17 protein-coding genes are annotated in these 17,907 nt (G+C 67.5%); all 17 read right to left on the bottom strand.

Translation table 11 applies throughout. The annotated features are described in order from the left end of the window. Positions 1-74: 74 nt before the first annotated feature. Positions 75-3,032, bottom strand: coding sequence for a TonB-dependent receptor (locus GIW57_RS22300; RefSeq protein WP_236512927.1), 2,958 nt, complete (start codon positions 3,030-3,032; stop codon positions 75-77). A 301-nt stretch (positions 3,033-3,333) separates the two neighbouring features. Beyond that, positions 3,334-4,065, bottom strand: a complete 732-nt coding sequence (locus GIW57_RS22295; protein ID WP_236512925.1) for a copper homeostasis protein CutC — start codon at positions 4,063-4,065, stop codon at positions 3,334-3,336. Continuing rightward, a complete protein-coding gene (locus GIW57_RS22290) occupies positions 4,062-5,060 on the bottom strand; it encodes a N(4)-(beta-N-acetylglucosaminyl)-L-asparaginase (RefSeq protein ID WP_236512924.1) in 999 nt (332 codons plus the stop codon). The genes GIW57_RS22295 and GIW57_RS22290 overlap by 4 nt, the downstream gene beginning before the upstream one ends. Before the next feature lie 52 nt (positions 5,061-5,112). Next, positions 5,113-6,135, bottom strand: a complete 1,023-nt coding sequence (locus tag GIW57_RS22285) for a glucokinase (RefSeq protein ID WP_236512922.1) — start codon at positions 6,133-6,135, stop codon at positions 5,113-5,115. Between the two features lie 85 nt (positions 6,136-6,220). Next, positions 6,221-6,505 (bottom strand): hypothetical protein, encoded by a 285-nt coding sequence (locus GIW57_RS22280; protein ID WP_025874818.1) that lies wholly within the window; start codon positions 6,503-6,505, stop codon positions 6,221-6,223. Between the two features lie 48 nt (positions 6,506-6,553). Then, positions 6,554-8,143 (bottom strand): calcineurin-like phosphoesterase family protein, encoded by a 1,590-nt coding sequence (locus GIW57_RS22275; protein WP_236512920.1) that lies wholly within the window; start codon positions 8,141-8,143, stop codon positions 6,554-6,556. Positions 8,144-8,208: 65 nt separating this feature from the next. Further along, on the bottom strand, positions 8,209-8,829 hold the full coding sequence (gene hisIE, locus GIW57_RS22270) for a bifunctional phosphoribosyl-AMP cyclohydrolase/phosphoribosyl-ATP diphosphatase HisIE (RefSeq protein WP_100465208.1): 621 nt from the start codon (positions 8,827-8,829) through the stop codon (positions 8,209-8,211). Next, on the bottom strand, positions 8,819-9,595 hold the full coding sequence (hisF, locus tag GIW57_RS22265; protein ID WP_099818308.1) for an imidazole glycerol phosphate synthase subunit HisF: 777 nt from the start codon (positions 9,593-9,595) through the stop codon (positions 8,819-8,821). The genes hisIE and hisF overlap by 11 nt, the downstream gene beginning before the upstream one ends. Next, positions 9,589-10,323: a 1-(5-phosphoribosyl)-5-[(5-phosphoribosylamino)methylideneamino]imidazole-4-carboxamide isomerase gene (gene hisA / locus GIW57_RS22260; protein ID WP_236512918.1), complete on the bottom strand. Its 735-nt coding sequence runs from the start codon at positions 10,321-10,323 to the stop codon at positions 9,589-9,591. The genes hisF and hisA overlap by 7 nt, the downstream gene beginning before the upstream one ends. Next, positions 10,320-10,922, bottom strand: coding sequence for an imidazole glycerol phosphate synthase subunit HisH (hisH, locus tag GIW57_RS22255; RefSeq protein ID WP_100465206.1), 603 nt, complete (start codon positions 10,920-10,922; stop codon positions 10,320-10,322). Before hisH ends, hisA begins: the two co-directional genes overlap by 4 nt. Further along, positions 10,919-11,992, bottom strand: coding sequence for a bifunctional histidinol-phosphatase/imidazoleglycerol-phosphate dehydratase HisB (gene hisB, locus GIW57_RS22250; RefSeq protein ID WP_236512916.1), 1,074 nt, complete (start codon positions 11,990-11,992; stop codon positions 10,919-10,921). Before hisB ends, hisH begins: the two co-directional genes overlap by 4 nt. Next, positions 11,989-13,083, bottom strand: coding sequence for a histidinol-phosphate transaminase (hisC, locus tag GIW57_RS22245; RefSeq protein ID WP_100465204.1), 1,095 nt, complete (start codon positions 13,081-13,083; stop codon positions 11,989-11,991). Before hisC ends, hisB begins: the two co-directional genes overlap by 4 nt. Next, a complete protein-coding gene (hisD, locus tag GIW57_RS22240; protein ID WP_100465203.1) occupies positions 13,080-14,375 on the bottom strand; it encodes a histidinol dehydrogenase in 1,296 nt (431 codons plus the stop codon). Before hisD ends, hisC begins: the two co-directional genes overlap by 4 nt. Beyond that, on the bottom strand, positions 14,372-15,283 hold the full coding sequence (gene hisG / locus GIW57_RS22235) for an ATP phosphoribosyltransferase (RefSeq protein WP_100465735.1): 912 nt from the start codon (positions 15,281-15,283) through the stop codon (positions 14,372-14,374). The genes hisD and hisG overlap by 4 nt, the downstream gene beginning before the upstream one ends. 34 nt (positions 15,284-15,317) lie before the next feature. Then, positions 15,318-15,626: a YerC/YecD family TrpR-related protein gene (locus tag GIW57_RS22230; RefSeq protein WP_236512914.1), complete on the bottom strand. Its 309-nt coding sequence runs from the start codon at positions 15,624-15,626 to the stop codon at positions 15,318-15,320. Between the two features lie 492 nt (positions 15,627-16,118). Beyond that, entirely contained in the window at positions 16,119-16,415 is a 297-nt protein-coding gene (locus GIW57_RS22225; protein ID WP_100465201.1) for a hypothetical protein, read from the bottom strand. Beyond that, the gene (hisS, locus tag GIW57_RS22220) at positions 16,412-17,809 is read right to left on the bottom strand and encodes a histidine--tRNA ligase (protein WP_100465200.1); all 1,398 of its coding nucleotides are present in this window, start codon (positions 17,807-17,809) and stop codon (positions 16,412-16,414) included. Before hisS ends, GIW57_RS22225 begins: the two co-directional genes overlap by 4 nt. Positions 17,810-17,907: the final 98 nt, after the last annotated feature.

Raw genomic sequence — 17,907 nt, 5'->3', positions numbered from 1 at the left:
CAGTAGAGCCACGCCACGCGTGGCTGCCCTTCACCCCGTGGCTGGCGCCGGTTCCTGCCCGGCGCTGCCGTGCCTCAGAACGTGAACACGTATTCCAGCGCGAACTCACGACCCACCGCACCAAGCAGGCGGGTCGGGGCGAAATCGTAGTCCACCTTGTACGGGTCCTTGTGGTTCCAACTGGTCGCATTGAAAGCGTTGTTCACGTACAGATTGACCTTCATGAACTCGGTCACCTGGTAGCCGACGTTGAAGTTCCAGGTGATGAACGGCCCGACCCGGCCGTAGTAGCGCGCCGTCTGCTGGCCGGCGTTCGGGTTCGTATTGGCCGATCCATCCGGACGCGTGGCAGGCTCCAGGCAGTTCAGCGACGGGCTGTCGCTGGGCACATAGCCATCGGCGAACGGCAGGCAGCCGCCGGGGTTGTCCAGGCGGTCGGTGCCCCAGTGGTAGCGCACACCCGGCACCGAACCGATGCGGTCTGCATACACGTTCGCATTCCAGTTGCCGCCCTGCCAGGCCAGGCTCGCGCGCAGCTTGCTGCGCAGGTCACGGTCGCGGCGCTCGGGGTTCGGGTCGTTGGCGTAGCGCTGCTCCTTCGTCGAGATCTGGTTGGTGTAGTTCACCCCCAGCTGGAAGCTGCCCCATGCGGCCGTCTCCAGCCGATAACGCGCGCTCAGATCGATACCACGCACTTCGCGGCTGGCCAGGTTGAACGGCCCGCGCTCGATCGACACCAACCGCCCGCTGCTGTCACGATTCACCCGGGCCAGGATGCCGGCGCAGTACGCGTCACCCGCCGGGTTCGCCCACGGCGTACCGTCCATGTTCTTGCCGGTCAGGCAGCCTGCCTCGCTGGCCAGCACTTCGTCCGCACCGACGTCGACGATCATGTCTTCCAGCTTGATCGCCCAGTAATCCGCGCTCATCGACAGGTTCGGCAGCACGTCCCAGACGAAGCCGACCGTCCACGAATCACCGGTTTCTGAGCGCAGCAATGGCGTCCCCCGACGGTTCACGTCGAACGCATACCAGACATCGGTATTGCCCACGCCGCAGTTGTTGACCAGATACGCGCCGCTCTCGATGCAGCGCAGGCGGTCGTAGGTCAGCACTTCGGAACTGCTGGCCTGGCCCAGCAGGTAGTGCATGTCCGGCGCGTGGAAGCTGGTCGCGTAGGAGCCGCGCACCAGCAGCGACTCGAACGGGCGCCATTCCAGGCCAGCGTTCCAGGTGGTTTCCTTCTGGCTGCCGACATCCAGCGCCTCGCCGCCGCCGTCGGCCTTGTAGCTGCCATAACGGTCGTAGCGTGCCGCCGCGGTGGCGATCAGGCTCTCGGCCAACGGGATCTTGAACTCGACACCGGCCGAATAGCGGGTGCGCTCACCGCCACCACGATCAACGTTCTGCAGATCGAAATCGATGCCGGCACGCGGATCCGGGCTGAGGTGATACCCCTGCTTCGCCACTTCGGCCACCGCCGCGAACGAAATCGGACCGGCCCAGCCCTGCAACAGTTCACCAGTGATGTCGGCCGAGGCCTGGTTGACGTAGGACGACGCGCGATTCTTCGCGACCGTGCCCATCTGCCAGTACTGGTCCGGGGTGATCGGGTTCCACCAGCGCGCTTCGTTCAATGCGTAGATGGCCTCACCGTCGGCGGTGGTGCCCAGCCGTGGGCCGAGGAAGAAGTCGTACGACTTCTGCTCGTCGACCACGTTCTGCCGCTCCTCGACGCGGTAGTAGGAACGGCCGACCGTGGCGCTCCAGTCGAAGCGATCGGCCAGGCGCCCGCGCAGGCCTGCGCTGATATCCCACGACAACTCGCGGTTGGTATTGCGCAGCGTGTCCAGGCCACCGACTTCGTTCGGGGTGAACTGGCGCACGCCAAGCACCGGGCGATTGCGGTTGGCATCCCAGTAATAGCCGTTGGCATCGTCGATCAACGAAACGCTGGGCGGATTGGTGCCCCAGATCGCCTCGGACCGGTACACCGCCAGGTTGCTCCAGGCCTGCAGGCCATCGCCGAAATCGAAGGTGCCATAGAGATTGCCCGACACGTTCTCCGAGCCACCGGTCAGCAGCCAGTTGGCGTAGTCGGCGCTCATGCCGCACAGGCGGCCGGTGTTGCTCACCGTATTGGCGTTGTAGTTGTAGACCAGCCGATCAGCGGTGTAGTACTCGCCAGCGAATTTCTCGCAGGTGCCGTCCGGCGGTGCCAGGCGCTGGCCTGTGCTCGGGTCGATCAGCGCCAGGCCTGCGGTGGGACGGAAGCCGACCTTGCGCTGCTCCATGTTCCAGGACGGGTACAGCGCATCGTCGGCGTCGTCCATCTGCGGCCGGTCGCGGCCGAACAGCGGATCGCGCTTGGTGTACTGCAGTGCGTAGGTCACGCTCCAGTTGTCGCCGGTCTTGCCGCCCGCCCAGGACAGGTCCCAGGTATCGCGCCCGCCTTCGGTGGACGTGCCGCCGCGCACGCGCACTTCGTCGCCGTCGTAGTTGGTCTTCAGGATGACGTTGACCACGCCGGCGATGGCGTCCGAACCATAGATCGCCGACGCGCCGCCGGTCAGCACTTCGATGCGCTCCACGGCAGCGGCAGGAATGTTGCTGTAGTTGGAGAAATTGGTCTCGCCGCCATAGGGCAGCGGGTAGTCGGCCACGCGGCGGCCGTTGACCAGCAGCAGGCTGCGGTTGGGCCCCATGCCGCGCAGGTTCAGGCCGCTCGCGTTGGGCGTGTGCGAGCCCCACTGCGACGCCGCTTCGACGGTGCCGGTCGCTTCGGTGAGCGTCTTCAGCGCGTCGTAGACGGTGACGAAGCCTTCCTTCTGGATCTGTGCGGCGGTGATCACGTTGACCGGGGCCGGACCTTCGACGCCGGCGCGCTTGATGCGCGAACCGGTAACGGTGACGGCATCGAGGTCCTTGGTAGAGGACGTGGTCGCTTCCTGTGCGCCCGCTGCGAAGGGCAGCAAGGCAAGCACGAGGGCCTGGGACAGCAGATGACGACGGTTGCGGAGGGACTGAGCCATGGGTGGTTGCTCTTGGATGGTGGGCGCGCGGTCGGATGGCGATCCCGGGCGTTGAATCGATCCTTCTCGATTCGATCACCCTCCCCTGTGGATCGATCCAAACTAAAGCACAGCTGAACCACGCCCAGCATGCGGCGACGCAGCATCCAACCGCTGCGTGTCGCTATCGCCTACAGGTAACCAAATGAATCAATAAGTTGTGAAACATCGCTACGGAAGCGGCGCAGATGTCGATGACACGATCACGACACCCGCGCGCAGAACGATTCTGTCCGTGGCGCGGCCCTGTGGTTGCCGGCAGTCAGCCGTCCAGCGCCTTCCGCAGTGCGGTCACTGTCGCCGTGTCGGTCTGGCTCCAGTCCGGATCCAGCCCGCGCAGGGCCGGGTTCTGGAACTGCATGGCCGAGCGTCGCTGCCCCTTGGCCGAGGCATGCAGTTCGGTACAGCCGGTCCGCCGCGCCACGGCGGCGATGTTGCCCGGGCCAAGCCCGGCGCCAGCCATGACGCTGATCCTGCCGCCCGCCTGTGCGACCAGCGCGGCCAGTACGTCGGCACCGGCTTCGGCGCTGGCCTGGCCACCGGAGGTCAGCACCCGCTGGCAGCCCAGCCCGATTACCTGTTCCAGCGCCGCCGGCAGATCGCGCGCGGCATCGAACGCACGGTGGAAGGTCACCTGTAGCGGACCAGCCGCCTGCACCAGTTCCCGGCACAGCGGCAGGTCGATGTCGCCCTGTTTATCCAGCGCACCGATCACCACGCCGTCGCAGCCCAGCGCGCGGCACTGGGCGATCTCACGCCGCATCAGCTCGGTTTCCAGCGCGTCGTAGTGGAAATCACCCGGGCGTGGTCGCACCAGCACGAACAACGGAATCTGCAGCCGCTCGCGGGCGATGGCGATGCTGGCAAACGACGGTGTGGTGCCGCCCTCGGCGAGGTTGTCGAACAGTTCGATGCGATCAGCACCACCGGCCTGCGCGGCCAACGCCGAGGCCACCGAGTTGCTGGCGATCTCCAGCGTGCGGCGCACGCTCACGCCTGCGTGCTCGCATAGATCGACGGCGAGTCGCGCAGGTCATCCTGGCGCTGTGCATCGCACACCGCGTAGACGAAGCCGCGATGCAGCGCATAGGCACCGACCTCGCCCTGCTTGTTCATCGCCAGGAAGCAGACCTGCAGCGTGCGGCTGGCTTCGGGGCGCTTGCGCACCACGCGGCCGATCGCCTCGCGGCAGGCCTGTGCCGGTGAGCGCCCCTGGCGCATCAGCTCGACCACCAGGAACGAGGCCGCGTTGCGGATCATCTCTTCGCCGACACCCGAGGCGGTGGCGGCGCCCACTTCGTTGTCCACGTACAGGCCGGCGCCGATGATCGGGCTGTCGCCCACCCGGCCGTGCAGTTTCCAGGCCATGCCGCTGGTGGTGCAGGCACCGGCCAGATTGCCCTTGGCATCCAGTGCCAGCATGCCGATGGTGTCGTGGTTGTCGCTGTTGCCGGGTAGACCGCGGCGCTCGGCGTTGATCTGCGGCGCGTACTTCTCGGTCTTCAACCATTCGCGCCACGCCGCTTCGGCCTTCGGAGTCAGCAGGTGCTGGCGCTCGAAGCCCTGCTGCACGGCGAACTGCTGGGCGCCCTCGCCCACCAGCAGCACGTGCGGGCTGTTCTCCATCACTTTGCGGGCCACCGACACCGGATGCAGGATGTCGACCAGCGCAGCGACCGCGCCACAGCGGCCATCGCCATCCATGATGCTGGCGTCCAGGCTCAGCACGCCGTCGCGGTCCGGGTTGCCGCAATGGCCGACCGTGGGGTTGCACAGCTCGCTTTCGGCCCAGCGTGCACCGGCTTCCACCGCATCCAGCGCACTGCCGCCCTGCGCCAGCACCTTCCACGCGGCCTGGTTGGCCGGCACGCCGAAGTCCCAGGTCGATACCACCTTGGCCCCGCCCTGCGTACGCGCCTTCACCACCGGCAACGCTGCCACACCTGCGGCCAGTGCACCGGCCTGCAGGAACTGCCTGCGATCCACCATCTTCGCCTCCGTCTGCATGCTGCACCCGCCGGCCCGATGCCGGCAGCGCCGATCAATCGTGCGCGGGCGTCCGCGCTGCGTGCCAGGCCGCTGCACCAAGCACGCCCAGCTGGCCATGTTCGACCCGCCACACCGGCACCTGGTGCAGCACATCGGTCAGCACACCCTTGTTGAGGAAGCGCTCACGGAAACGGCCGTCGGCCAGGAAGTCCTGCACATGGGTGGAAATGCCGCCGGCCAGATACACCGAGCGCGCGCCCACCGCGATCGCGGCGTCGCCGGCCAGGCTGCCCAGCCAGGCACAGAACACCTGCAGGGTCTCCACCGCCAGCGCATCGTCGCCTTGCCGCGCAGCCGCGATCAGCGCTTCAGTGCTGGTCCACTGCGGAGCCACGCCGCGCAGTTCGCACAGGCAGGGATACAGATTCATCAGGCCGCTGCCGGACAGCACGCGTTCGTTGTCCACGTGCGACCAGCGCTGCAGCAGCCGACCCAGTACATGCAGTTCCAGCGCGTTGCCGGCGCCCAATGCAGCGTGGCCGATCTCGCTGGCCAGCACCGGGCGCTCGCCATCGGCGAAGCGCAATGCCGCACCCAGGCCGGTACCCGGCCCCAGCACCAGCGCCGGGAACGTCGTGGCCGGATCGGCATCGCCGTTCAACGGCACCAGCGTGTCGGCCTGCAGATAGGGAATGGCCAGCGCCACCGCTTCGAAATCATTGATCAGCTGCAGGTCGGGCAGGCCCGACTCGCGGCGCGTTGCCGACAGCGACACCGTCCACGGCAGATTGGCGTTGATCAGGGTGTCGCCGTCGAGCAGGCCGGCGATGGCGACCACCGCGCTGGCCATCGGCTGGCCGAGGCTGGCGGTGAAATCGGCGAGGATCGCCGCCAGGCTGGGGTGGTCGGCACAGGCGTAGGTGCGGTAGCTGCCCAGCCGCGGCGCTTGCCCCGGCAGGGTCTCAGCCAGCGCCAGACGGGCGAAGGTACCACCAACATCGGCGACGACCAGGCTGCGGGGAACGCCGCTGCGGGCGGGTTCGGATGGAACCGGGGACACTGCTGCAACGTTCACGCTGGCCTGCTTGGATCGATTGAATCGTCCCGATTCTCAGGCATCGGCCGGCCTTTGCCTAGCGCGGCGGCAGTGGCACCCGGGGTCACATGCCTTCCTGCTCGGCCACCTGCACGCCATCCACCAGCACCCGCAGGCGCTGCGGACGGAACCCGGCGAACAGCAGCGGCCGGGTCCGCTCCACCAGCACTTCATGGCCGGCGATATGGCGCTGCCACGACTGTACCAGCGAGAACGAGAAATGCGTGCCCGGATGCAGCGGATGCTGCACCCAGACCTTCTCGCTGGCGCTCTGCAGCATCATCGCGCCGGTGAACCAGTGGCGGCTGAGGGTGACCGGCGTGGTGCCGGCCATGAAGCGGATATCCATGCTGCGTCCTTTCGTGATGGAAGTGCGTGACGGAAGCCCGGCCCGCGCTCAGGGCTGCGCGGTCTGCAGGCTGTAGCTGGTGCTGGCGGTGAACACCGCACCATCCGGCTGGGTGGAACGCACCTCGACCTTGTGGCTGCCCACGGCCAGATCGGTCGGCAACGCACCACGCCACAGGTGCGGCGAAGCGGTGGCTTCCGGCGAACGATCGTAGCCGCGCAGCGTGGAGGCCAGATCGTCGGCGACGTTCTCCACCATCAGCCGCGGATCAGGCTGGCTGACCTGCTTCATCGGCTGCCAGGCGCCGCCATCGACGCGATACTCGACCACGCTGGCATCCTCGCCCATGTACACGTTGGCGTAGATGCCCCACGCCGGGTACGCGCCCTTGCGCAGCACCTTTGGCGCATGCAGGCCGATCTGCTCGCTGGCTGCCGCACCGGCCACCCGGTACTGCAGGCGGTAGCTGCCGTTGCCGGCCACGTCCAGCAGCGCATAGCCCTTCGGCGTGCCATCGCTCATGGTGCTGTCCGGTACGCCGGCGGCATTCTTCACGCCCGACCAGAACGCACCGCAGTTGGCACCGACGTTGTACTCATGCAGCGGCCTGGCACCCTGCCAGCCGTCAGCCTTGCCGTGGTAGACGTGCTGCTGGGTGTGGCTGTGGCCGCTGAGCACCAGCACGTTGCGGAAGTCCTTCAGCAGGTCGAACAGGCGCTGGCGGTCGGCATGGCGGAAGGTCTCGCGCCCCGGCGCCGCATCGAACAGCGGGATGTGCATGCCCAGCACCAGCAGGCGGTCCTTGTGCAGGCCCTTCAGATACGCAGCCAGGAAGGCGAACTGATCCTCGCGCAGGCCGCCGACATACTTCGGCTTGGCAGTGGGGTCGTACACCACATCGTCGAGGAACACGAAGCTGGCGCCGCCCTCTTCCACCGCATAGGTATCGGGGCCGTAGATGTTGCGCCAGCTGTCCAGCGAATGCGCGTCATTGGCCGCGTCGAAATCCAGGTCGTGGTTGCCGGGTACGTGGAACCACGGCACGCCGAGCTCGGTGGTGACCTTGTTGATCGCCGGGTACAGGGTCAGGTCGTCGTTGACGATGTCACCGAGCGTGGTACCCAGGCGGGCCTTGGTCTGCCCAACCAGCGGCGCCACGATCGACTGCTGGTAGTAGCCGATGTCCTGCAGGCTGGCGGTCTGCGAATCGGTGAACACCAGCATCTGGAAGCCGCGGCGGCTGTCATGCCGGTCGTTCTGCAGGGCGAAGTCCCAGTTGCGGGCGACGTCACTGGTTGCCGCGATGCCACCGTACTTCAGCGCCGGCGAACCGTTCGGCCGGTAGTGCCGCCAGAACGACGGCAGGCCGTCGGCGGCCTTCGGGAAGGAATAGGCATCGGGCTTGATCACGAAGACCGTCTGCCCGTCACGCACCGGCAGGCTGTAGCTGCCTTCGGCAGCGGTCTTGACGATGGTTTCGCCATTGGACACCTGCACGCCGGCCAGGCCCGGATCGGTCGCACCGCGGCCCGGCTTGCCGTCACGCTCCAGATAGACCTTGCCGCTGACCACGGTGTCCGCGGCCCAGGCCGGCGAGGTCAGCAACAGACAGCACAGCCAGGCGGCAGGCAGTTTCATGGGGGCGGTCCGGGAAAAAGAAGACGCCATATTGTAGGTGCGGACCGTTGGTCCGCACACCTTGTTCAACGATGGCGCTTTTCCAGCACGTCGCGCGCATCTTCCAGCGACAGCCCGCGCGCGCGCAGCAGCACCAGCAGGTGGTACAGCAGGTCCGAGGCCTCGCCCAGCAGTGCCTCATCGTCCTGCGCCACCCCGGCCAGCGCCGTCTCCACGCCTTCCTCGCCCACCTTCTGCGCGATGCGGCGGATGCCGCCCTCGAACAGCGACGTCGTATAGCTGCCGGAAGGACGCAGCGCCTCACGTACCGCGACCAACTGGTCCAGGCCGCCAAGGAAGTCCTTTGGCGCACCATCGAAGCAGCTTTCGGCCCCGGTGTGGCAGGTGGGGCCTGCCGGGCGCGCCAGCACCAGCAGCGTATCGGAATCGCAATCGACGCTGATCGACTGCACCGCCAGCACATTGCCGGACTGCTCGCCCTTGGTCCAGAGACGCTGCTTGCTGCGGCTGAAGAAGGTCATGTGGCCGATCGCCAGCGTCGCCGCCAGCGACTCGGCGCTGACGTAGCCCAGCATCAGTACCTGCAGGGTGTCGGCGTCCTGCACCACGGCCGGCAACAGCCCATCACCCTTGTCCCAGTCCAGCGTTTCCAGCGCCTGCGGCGACGGCCGCACGTCAATAGACATCTCGTACCTCGATCTGCTGCTCGCGCAGGTAGCGCTTCAAGTCGGCAATGGCGATGGCGCCACTGTGGAACACACTGGCCGCCAGCGCACCGTCAACGTCGGCCTGGTCAAAGGCCTGGGCGAAGTGCTCCATCGCACCCGCACCTCCCGACGCGATGAGTGGCACCTGGCACAGCGCACGCGCCTGCCGCAGCTGCTCCACGTCATAGCCGCGGCGCACGCCATCGCTGTCCATGCAGTTCAGCACGATCTCGCCGGCACCCCGGCGCTGCGCCTCTACGATCCAGTCCAGCGTGCGCAACGGCACCGCCTGGGTCTTGTCCGGATCGCCGCTGAAACGGCGCACGCGCCACTGGCCGTCGGCCTCGCGCACGGAGTCGACACCCACCACCACGCACTGCACACCGAATTCCTCAGCCAGTTCGCTGATCAGTTCCGGGCGGCCCAGCGCGGGCGAGTTGATCGAGATCTTGTCCGCACCCGCGAACAGCACGCGGCGCGCGGTCTCCACGCTGTCGATGCCACCGGCCACGCAGAACGGGATATCGATCAGGCGCGCGATGCGCTCGATCCAGGCCACGTCCACCGACCGTGCCTCCGGGCTGGCGCCGATGTCATAGAACACCAGCTCGTCGGCGCCCTGGTCGCGATAGCGCTGGGCCAGTTCGGCGATGTCCCCCATGTCGACGTGATCGCGGAAGCGCACGCCCTTGACCACGCGGCCATCGCGTACATCCAGGCAGGGAATGATGCGGCGGCTCAGCATGCCAGCGCCTCCGCCAGGTCCATGCGCTGTTCCAGCAGCGCCTTGCCGAGGATCGCGCCGCCACAACCAGCGGCCTTCGCCGCCGCCACGTCGGCCACATCGCGGATACCGCCCGACGCCTGTACCACCACGCCCGGCAGCAACGCCGCCAGGTGCTGGTACAGGCTGATGTTGGGGCCGGCCAGCATGCCGTCGCGGGCAATGTCGGTGCACAACAGATGGCGCATGCCCGCCTGCGCGTAGCGTTCGGCCAGCGCGTCCAAGGTTACCCCTGCGTTTTCGGTCCAGCCGTGCACCGGCAACTGCCACTGTCCCTGCACGTCCTGGCGGGCATCGAGGGCGATGGTCAGCCGCTCCGGGCCGAATTCGGCCAGCCAGCCGATCACCTGTTCGGGCTCGCGTACCGCCAATGACCCGATCACCACGCGGCTGGCGCCGGCCTCGAGGATGCGCGCCACGTCGTCGCGGCCACGCACACCGCCACCGGTCTGCACCTGCAGCGGGGTCTGCGCACGGATCGCCGCCAACAGCGGCGCCAGCGTATAGCCGCCGACACGTGCGGCATCCAGGTCGACCAGGTGCATCCACTGCGCGCCCTGCGCCGCGAACGCCTGCGCACGCGGCAACGGATCGTCGCCATAGTGGGTTTCCTGCGCGTAGTCACCCTGGCGCAGCCGCACCACGCGGCCATCACGGATATCCAGTGCGGGATAGACGGTGAAACTCATGCAGCGGTGCCCTCGAGGAAATTGCGCAGCATCAGCGAACCGGTATCGCCGGACCGCTCGGGATGGAACTGGGCGCCGAAGTAGCGGCCCTGCTCGACCACGGCGGTGAACAGCCCACCGTGGTCGCAGGCGGCAACGGTATGGCTGTTCAGCGGCGCGGCGTAGCTGTGCACGAAATACGCACTGGCGCGCTCGGGAACCCCCTGCAGCAGCAGCGACGGGCGCAACGGCAGCAGCCGGTTCCAGCCCATGTGCGGCACACGGATGCCACACGCTGGCACCAGCTTGCGCACCACCCCGGGGATCAATCCCAGCGTATCCACGCCGGCCTCTTCGGAACGATCGAACAACAGCTGCATGCCCAGGCAGATGCCCATCAAGGGCACCTGCAGCTGGCGCAGCGGCTCGACCAGTCCCTGCGCATGCAGTCGCTGCATGCCGGGGCCGGCCGCACCGACGCCGGGCAGGATCACCCGCTGCGCGCCGGCCAGGCCGTCGGCGTCGCGGACCAGCCGCACCGTGGCACCGAGCCGTTCCAGTGCGTAGCGCACCGAACCCAGGTTGGCGCCGCCGGCATCGATCAGCACGACCTCGCTCACAGCGCCCCCTTGGTGGTCGGCAACGCGGTGCCCTGCCGTGCAAGCGCCGGCCGCAACGCACGTGCCAATGCCTTGAAGCAGGCTTCAACCTTGTGGTGGTCGTTGTCGCCACGCACCTGCAGGTTGAGGTTCAGGCCGCTGGCATCGCACAGCGAACGGAAGAAGTGCGGGACCAGCTCGGTCGGCATGTCGCCCACGCGCTCACGCTTGAACTCACCTTCGAACACGAAATACGGGCGGCCACTGAAATCCAGCGCAGCGCTGGCCAGGGTTTCATCCATCGGCAGGGTGAAACCGTAGCGGCCGATGCCGCGCTTGTCGCCCAGTGCTTCGCGCAGGGCCTGGCCCAGCGCAAGACCGGTGTCTTCGATGGTGTGGTGTTCGTCGATGTGCAGATCGCCCTCGGCGCGGATATCCAGCGCGAAACCACCGTGCTTGCCGATCTGTTCCAGCATATGGTCGAAGAACGGCAGGCCGGTGTGGACGTGCGCATCGCCGGCACGATCCAGATCCAGTTCGACACGGATCTTCGTTTCCTTGGTATTGCGCTGGACCACCGCCGTACGCGGCGCATCGGCCAGTGCGTGGGCAATGCCCGGCCAGTCCCACTCGCCGCCGAACTGCTCGGTGCGCAGTTGGAAGCCACGGATGTTGAGGTTGTCGGCGAACTGCAGGTCGGTGCTGCGGTCGCCGACCATGCCCGAGCGCGCCCAGTCGATGCTGCGGTCCTGCAGGTAGGCGATCATCAGGCCGATGCCCGGCTTGCGCGTCGGCGCGTTGTCGTGCGGCCAGCTGCAGTCGACCAGCACATCACGGAAAACGATGCCCTGGCTTTCGAAGATCTGCAGCATCAGGTCATTCGGGCCATCGAAGCTGGCGCGCGGATAGCCTTCGCTGCCCAGACCATCCTGATTGGTGACGATCACGAACTGGTAGCCGGCATCGCGCAGTTTCAGCAGCGCCGGGATCACCTGCGGCACGAAGCGCAGCTTCTCGTAGGCATCGATCTGGAAATCCGCCGGTTCCTCGATGAGGGTGCCGTCGCGGTCGATGAACAGGATGGGCGTCATGCGGCGGCCCTCCGTGCCGACAGGACCGCAAGCACGCGGTCATTCTCCTCGGGGCTGCCGATGCTGATACGCAGTGCATCGCCCAACTGCGGCGCAGCGCGCTGGTCACGCACCACCACGCCAGCAGCGAGCAGCGCGTCGAACGCAGCTTGGGCATCGGCAAAGCGGACCAGCAGGTAGTTGCCGGCCGAGGCGTACACTCGGCGCACGCCGGGGAACCCTGCCAGCGCGGTACGCAGGCGCTCGCGCTCGGCGATGACCGTGGCCACGCGTTCGGCGGTGCGTGCCAGCGCGGCCGGCTGCAGTGCCTGCACGGCCAGCTCGGCGCACGGCGTCGGCACCGGGTATGGCGCCTGGCAACGGCGCAGCACGGCAATCAGTTCCGGCGCGGCGATCAGGGTGCCGATACGTGCGGCGGCCAGCGCGTGCGCCTTCGACAACGTGCGCAACACCGCCAGGTTGGCGTGCGTGGCCAGCAGCGTGGCCGCCGATGCGCGCTGCGCGTACTCGACATAGGCTTCATCCACCACCACCAGCGCCTGCCCACGCAGGGCAACGGCCACGCGCTCAATCTCCGACAGCGGGATATCGCTGCCGGCAGGATTGGACGGCGCGCACAGGAAAACGAGCGTGGCGCCCTGCACCTTCGCAGCGGCAATCACCGCATCCAGGTCCGTGCGCAGGCTCTCGCCATCATCAATCAGCGGCACTTCAATCAACGGCGCACCCTGCAGGCGTGCGCAGACCGCGTACATGCCGAATACCGGCGGCGTCACCAGCACGCCATCGCGGCCCGGTACGCACAGGGCGCGCACCAGCAGATCGATCGCTTCGTCGCTGCCACGGCCTACCAGCAGCTGTTGCGGCTGCACGCCGTACAGCGACGCCAGCGCTTCACGCAGCGCAGCCGGTTGCGGCTCCGGGTAGCGGCGGCTGCCACCGCTGGCATCGGCCGGATTGGCCCACGCCGATTCATTCGCGTTCAACCACACCTCACCCTGCACAGCGCTGCTGCGCGCCGAACTGTAGCCGGCGAAGGCCTGCAGATCCGAGCGCACCAAGGCCAGCACGCCATCGATGTCCGCGCTCATGCGGCCACCTCCATGCGCAGTGCCACCGCACGTTCGTGCGCGTCCAGCCCTTCGGCGCTGGCGATGATGCGCGCGCAGCCACCGATTGCGGCCAACCCGGCGGCGCTTGCGCTCTGCACACTGATCAGGTTCTGGAAACTGGCTACGCTGACGCCGCTGTAGGCACGCGCGGCACCGGCGGTCGGCAGCACGTGGTTGGTGCCGCTGCAGTAGTCGCCCAGTGCTTCCGGCGTGTAGTCGCCGAGGAACACCGAACCGGCCGCCTGCACCTGGTCCAGCCAGTCGCGCGGTTCACGCAGGGCCAGGATCAGGTGTTCAGGGGCGTAGCGGTTACTGATCGCAAACGCATCCGCCAGCGAATCAACCTGGATCAACTGTGACGCCGACAGTGCTTGGCGGGCGATGTCCTGCCGCGGCAGCAGGGCGACCTGGCGTTCCACTTCGGCCTCGACGGCAGCCAGCATCGCTGCGTCATCGGTCAGCAGCAGTACCTGCGAATCCGGGCCGTGCTCGGCCTGCGACAGCAGATCGGCGGCAACGAAGGCCGGATTGGCACCGGCATCGGCGATCACCAGTACTTCCGACGGACCGGCCGGCATGTCGATGGCGGCGGCACCGTCTTGGGCAACCTGCTGTTTGGCCTCGGTGACGAAACTGTTGCCTGGCCCGAACAGTTTGTCGCTCGCCGGGATGCTCCCGGTGCCATAGGCCATCGCCGCGATCGCCTGCGCACCGCCCAGCTTGAACACACGTTGCACGCCGGTCAGGCGCGCGGCCACCAGCACCGCCGGATCGGCCGTACCGTCGGCACGCGGCGGCGTGCACAGCACTACCTGCGGGCAACCGGCCAACTGCGCCGGCACACCCAGCATCAGCGCGGTGGACGGCAACGGCGCACTGCCGGCCGGCACATACAGGCCAACGCGACCGATCGGCCGCAGCATGCGCTCGCAGACCACACCCGGTGCGGTTTCCACTGCATAGCCCTGGCCCATCCCCGCCTTGTGGAAGCGGGTGATGCGCTCGGCCGCCTCGACCATGGCCTGGCGCAACGCGGCCGGCACGGCGGCTTCGGCGGCAGCGAACTCGCTGTCGGAAACTTCGAAATCCTGCAGGTCCACGCCATCGAAGCGCGCGGTGATCGCGCGCAACGCGGCATCGCCCTGCGTGCGCACCTGCGCGATCAGCGTGGCCACCGCATCACGGGTCTGCTGCGCCACGGTCTGCACCGGGCGGGTCAGCGCCGCGCTGCGCGCGGCCTCATCAAGTTGCGACCAGATAAGACGATTCATGCCAGCGACCGCTCCACGCTCAATACCATCAGGCCCTGGGCGCCAGCGCGCTCCAGTTCTTCCATGCGCTGCCAGGTCAACGGACCGGGGCACATGGTCTGCAGGCGCAACGCACCGCCATCGGCAGGCAAACGCACCAACGGTTCGGCATCGGCCAGCAGTTGCGCCAGCGCGTCGACACGGTCCTCGCTGGCGCGGAACATCAGCAGCTTGCGGTCCTGGCGCTGCACCACACCGTCCAGGCGACGCAGCAGCATGCTGCGCAGGGCGCCACGGGCATCATCGGGAACGCGCACCGCACCGGCCAGCACGGCTTCGCTGTCGAGCAGGTTGTGCACCGGGGTGAGCTGGTTGGCGCGCAGGGTGGCACCGCTGGAGACCAGGTCACAGATCAGGTCGGCGGTACCCAGGCGCGGCGCGATCTCCACCGAGCCGGACAGCTCCACCACCTGCGCATCCACGCCCTGCGCGGCCAGCCACTGCGTGAGGATGGCCGGGTAGCTGGTGGCGATGCGGGTACCGGCCAGTTGTGCGGGCCCCTGCCATTGCCACTCTTCCGGCACCGCCAGCATCAACCGGCATTGACCGAAGCCCAGCCCACGCAGCGCGTGGTAAGCATCCGGCAGACCGATCTGGCGACGCGCAGCGGCCTGCTCGTCCAGTTCGTTGCGGCCGACGATGCCGAGATCGCAGACGCCATCGGCAATCAGGCCGGGGATGTCGTCGTCGCGCACCAGCAACAGGTCCACCGGCAGCGATTCGCCGTAGCAGAACAGCTTGTCGCGGCTCTCGCGCCAACTCAGGCCACAGGCGCTGAGCAGGTTGCGGGCGGGCTCGGCCAGCCGGCCACTCTTCTGGATGGCGATACGCAGCCGGTCTCGCGCCGGCGCTGCCTGGGTTGCACTCATGGGGGAGGTCTCGAAGTTCGGAACGGGGCGCGGATCAGCGCGAAGCAAGTCGGTCGACAGCGGCGGCATAGCCTCGATGGCCATGCTCGAGCGTGCGTGCCACCCGTCCGGTGGTGGTCACGCTGACGCCGGTGCGCTCGTGGATCTCGCGGTACGGCACGCCCTGCTGCAGCAGCGGAACCACCTTCCAGCGGTCGGCCATGGCCTCCAGCTCGGCCGGCGTGCACAGGTCACGCAGGAAGGCGACCACCTGCTCCGGCTCGCGCAGGGCGGCAAAAGCCTGGGCCAGGGCGTCCAGATCGGCTTGCGAGTCTTTGGCGGCGATGTCGGGACGGGCTTTCACGGACAGGACTCTTGCATCAATGTAATAGCGTGTTAGTACATTAGCGCATTCTTGCGCACTGCGTCAAACCGTGGGTTGGGCGGTACGGCAGGGCTACTGCCCTGCACCCACAGAAGCAAGAGCCAGTGCAACAGCAAAGGCCTGCATTCCGCGGGATGACGGAGAGGGTCCGGTGGCAGCGGGCGCCGTAAACCCGTCCATGGGGGCTTGGTCGCGGCTTGCTCATGTGCGCTGTCCTGCGCACACGGCAAGACCTGGGTTGGGCGTCCTGCCCAACCCGCCCGAGGCATGCCTCGGGCCCATGCCGCTCACACCCCTGCCACCGGACCCTCCCCGCCTTCGACAGCTGGCTGCGATCTGCTGGATTTCACTGGAAAGCTGATCGGAACCGGCTTTTGTCGAGTCGAGCCATGGTCGACTGCTGTTCGCCGGAAACGCAGAACGCCCACCATAAGTGGGCGTTCTACTTTGAAATCAAGATGCTGGCGACGCTCAGGGCAGGCAGCGGACCTCTGCCTGCAGCGCGCCGCGGCGCAGGCATTCGCCGAACAGGCTGCCCTGCCGGCTGGGATGGGACTGCAGGTTCTGCAGCGCCCCCGCCCGGCCGATGCACGCGCGCTCGGCCAGGGCCTGCAGATCCTGCTCAAGCTGCGCCCGGTCGATCACATGGCAGCGATCAACCACCAGCTGGTACTGGGCCGGGCCGATCCGGGTGCTGCGCAGCGCCGGATCACTCTGGCAGCCCGCCAGCAGGAGCAGCACCAGCGCCCCTGCGGCGGCGGGCTTCACGCCATGACCCGCGACTGCTCCAGCTCCACCTGCAGGGTGCTGGCCAGTTCGTCGCGCGAGATCTCGAACTGCTGCTCGCGCAGCAGGTCCTTCACCGCCACCACGCCGCGCGCCAGTTCGTCTTCGCCCGCCAGCACCACGAAACGGATACCCGCCTTGGCCGCGTACTGGAACTGCTTGCCGATCTTCTTCGGCTCCATCTGCACTTCAGTGTTGATGCCACCGGCGCGCAGGCGACGGGCAATATCCAGCGACTGCGGCATGCCCTGCTCGTCCATCAACGCTACCAGCGCCTGCACGCTGCTGGCCTCGATGCCCTCGATCAGCCCGGCTTCGCGCAGCTGCCAGAACAGGCGCGACAGGCCGATGGAAATACCAACGCCCGGAAGCTTGGACTTGCTGTAGTGGCTGGCCAGGTCTTCATAACGGCCGCCGGAACAGATCGAACCGATCTGCGGGTGGTCGGTCAGCGTAGTCTCGTACACCGTGCCGGTGTAGTAATCCAGGCCACGGGCGATGGAGAAGTTCAGGCAATACGCACTTTCCGGAACGCCCAGTGCCTGCACCAGCTGCAGCACTTCGCGCAGCTCGGCCACGCCGGCACGCAGGATCTCCGACGAACCGGCGCCGGCCTCCAGTGCCGCCAGCTGCGCCAGCGCATCGGCATGCCCCTGCGAACGCACAGCGACAAAGGCAAGAATCTTCTCGACCTGTTCGGCCGGGATGGCAAAGCCCTCGCCCACCAGCGTCTCGCGCACGTAGTCGGGGCCACGCTTGTCCAGCTTGTCCACTTCGCGCAATACCGCCAGCTGGCGCTCGCCCTCGGCCACGCCCAGGCTCTCGAAGAAGCCGCGAAGCAGCTTGCGGTTGTTCAGCTGGATGCTGAAGTCACCGATGCGCAGTTCGGCAAACACCGCGTGGATGACCGCCAGCACTTCGGCGTCGTAACGCACGCTCAGGCTGTCCTTGCCGATCACGTCGATGTCGCACTGGTAGAACTCGCGGAAGCGGCCGCGCTGCGCACGCTCGCCGCGGTACACGCGCTGCATCTGGTAGCGACGGAACGGGAAGGTCAGCTCGTGTTCGTGCTCGGCCACGTAACGCGCCAGCGGCACGGTCAGGTCGAAGCGCAGCGCCATCTCCGGCAGCGAACGGTCGCCGGATTCGGCGGCGTTGGCCAGCGCGCCGGTGGACTGCACGAAATACACCTGGCGCTCGGTCTCGCCACCTGACTTGGTCAGCAGCACATCGGACAGCTCGAACACCGGCGTCTCCACCGGCAGGAACCCGAAGCGCTCGTAGTTCCGGCGGATCACGTCCAGCATGCGCTGGAATGCAATCTGCTCGCGCGGCAGCAGTTCAAGGGTGCCGGGCGGGGTACGGGGCTTGATCACGGGCGGAACTCCTGCAGGAACGGGACGTGGGAGGGGGCGACATTCTAGCGCCCCCGCCTCGGGCAGGGTCGAACGGCCGCTTGAAGTATCATAAGGCC

This window comes from Stenotrophomonas sp. PA-6-5C, assembly GCF_021605635.1.
In the GTDB taxonomy this organism is placed as follows: Bacteria; Pseudomonadota; Gammaproteobacteria; order Xanthomonadales; family Xanthomonadaceae; genus Stenotrophomonas; species Stenotrophomonas lactitubi.
This window is presented reverse-complemented; position numbering and strand designations above follow the sequence as displayed.